This window comes from Jannaschia seohaensis (assembly GCF_900116765.1).
Taxonomy (GTDB): domain Bacteria; phylum Pseudomonadota; class Alphaproteobacteria; order Rhodobacterales; family Rhodobacteraceae; genus Jannaschia; species Jannaschia seohaensis.
Window position 1 is genome coordinate 1 of sequence record NZ_UETC01000030.1, and the last position, 2,500, is coordinate 2,500.

Annotated in this window: 1 tRNA gene and 2 rRNA genes (1 of these 3 cut by a window edge); all 3 read right to left on the reverse strand. The window is 55.0% G+C overall.

Annotated features, from left to right (window positions below):
- Positions 1–84: 84 nt before the first annotated feature.
- Positions 85–161: transfer RNA gene (locus DTQ71_RS23000), tRNA-Met, on the reverse strand.
- Positions 162–202: 41 nt separating this feature from the next.
- A 5S ribosomal RNA gene (rrf, locus tag DTQ71_RS23005) occupies positions 203–317 on the reverse strand.
- A 141-nt stretch (positions 318–458) separates the two neighbouring features.
- Positions 459–2,500: ribosomal RNA gene (locus tag DTQ71_RS23010) — 23S ribosomal RNA — on the reverse strand; it runs 787 nt beyond the window's last position.

Sequence of the window (2,500 nt, forward strand, 5' to 3'; positions counted from 1 at the left end):
CTTCCACAGTGCTTCCACGGGTGTTGGAAACGCAAACGCCGCCCCGGAGGGCGGCGCTTAAGCGTTTGATTACGCGAAGGATTTTGGTTGCGGGGAGAGGATTTGAACCTCTGACCTTCAGGTTATGAGCCTGACGAGCTACCGGGCTGCTCCACCCCGCGGTGATATTGTTTGTTTAGAGAGTGATTGGTGTGTTTGTTAGGTTTGGCGATGACCTACTCTCCCACGTCTTGAGACGCAGTACCATCGGCGCGACAGCACTTAACGGCCGGGTTCGGGATGGGACCGGGTGTTTTGCTTGCGCTATGATCACCAAACCAAAGAAACACACCACTGGCTTGTCCAGACCTTTGTTTTATTGGTCTGGGATCCAGGGTTTCACATCGTTTTCCAAGTCAGGTGCATTCACTGTGGTGTATGCTTTCGGATCCGGGGAGGTTTTCTGCCTGTCACTGGATCGAATCAAGCCTATCGGACAATTAGTACCGGTCAACTGAACGCATTGCTGCGCTTACATCTCCGGCCTATCGACGTGGTGGTCTGCCACGGTCCTCAGGGATACCTTGTTTTGAGGGGGGCTTCCCGCTTAGATGCCTTCAGCGGTTATCCTGTCCGATCATAGCTACCCTGCACTGCCGTTGGCACGACAACAGGTCCACCAGTGGATCGTTCACCCCGGTCCTCTCGTACTAGGGGCAACTCCTCTCAAGTATCCTACACCCACGGAAGATAGGGACCGAACTGTCTCACGACGTTCTAAACCCAGCTCACGTACCTCTTTAAACGGCGAACAGCCGTACCCTTGGGACCTGCTCCAGCCCCAGGATGAGATGAGCCGACATCGAGGTGCCAAACACTGCCGTCGATATGGACTCTTGGGCAGTATCAGCCTGTTATCCCCGGCGTACCTTTTATCCGTTGAGCGATGGCCCTCCCACTTGGGACCACCGGATCACTATGGCCGTCTTTCGACTCTGCTCGACTTGTCAGTCTTGCAGTCAGGCTGGCTTCTGCCATTGCACTCAACGAGCGATGTCCGACCGCTCTGAGCCAACCTTCGCGCGCCTCCGTTACTCTTTAGGAGGCGACCGCCCCAGTCAAACTACCCGCCACAGAGGGTCCCGGATCCGGATGACGGACCGCGGTTAGATATCAAGCGAGGCAAGGGTGGTATCTCAAGGATGGCTCCACGGCGACTGGCGTCACCGCTTCGAAGCCTACCACCTATCCTGCACATGCCTGGCCTGATACCAGTCTGAAGCTGTAGTAAAGGTGCACGGGGTCTTTCCGTCTAACCGCGGGTAACCTGCATCTTGACAGGTAATTCAATTTCGCTGAGTCGATGTTGGAGACAGCGGGGAAGTCGTTACGCCATTCGTGCAGGTCGGAACTTACCCGACAAGGAATTTCGCTACCTTAGGACCGTTATAGTTACGGCCGCCGTTTACCTGGGCTTCAATTCGGAGCTTGCACCCCTCCTTTTAACCTTCAGGCACCGGGCAGGCGTCAGACCCTATACGTCGTCTTGCGACTTCGCAGAGCCCTGTGTTTTTAGTAAACAGTCGCCACCCCCTGGTTTGTGCCCCCAGATCCAAGTTGCCTTGAACCCGGGCCTCCTTCTCGCGAACTTACGGAGGTATTTTGCCGAGTTCCTTCAACATCGTTCTCTCAAGCGCCTTGGTATTCTCTACCAGTCCACCTGTGTCGGTTTCGGGTACGGTCCAATGAGAGGCTATTTCCAGGAACTGCTAAGCTGCCCTCCCAATCCGATAAGGAAGAACAACCCTCGCAATCCGTCACTTCTCTCTGGCCCAGGAATATTAACCTGGTTCCCATCGACTACGCCTTTCGGCCTCGCCTTAGGGGCCGGCTCACCCTGCTCAGATTAGCTTTAAGCAGGAACCCTTGGACTTTCGGCGACAGGGTCTCTCACCCTGTTTGTCGCTACTCATGTCATCATTCTCGCTAGTGATCTCTCCACCGGATGGCTCACGCCCCGGCTTCATCGAAAATCCCCGATCCTCCAAAGCGCCCGAAGACGCAAAAGAGGAAGAGGATTATGTCACACTACGCTCCGCTACCATGCACTACGTGCATCCTCAGCTTCGGCTCATGGCTTGAGCCCCGTTACATCTTCGCCGCAAGACAGCTTATTTAGACCAGTGAGCTGTTACGCTATCTTTAAAGGATGGCTGCTTCTAAGCCAACCTCCTGGTTGTTTTGGCCGTCTCACCTGCTTTCCCACTTAGCCATGAATTAGGGGCCTTAGCTGGAGGTCAGGGTTGTTTCCCTCTCCACGACGGGCGTTAGCACTCGCCGTGTGTCTGCCATCTAGTACTCCCGGGTATTCGGAGTTTGGTTAGGATCAGTAAGCCTGTGGGGCCCCATTACCCATCCAGTGCTCTACCCCCCGGGGTATTCGGATGACGCTCTACCTAAATAGATTTCGCGGAGAACCAGCTATCTCCGAGTTTGATTGGCCTTTCACCCCTAGGCACAA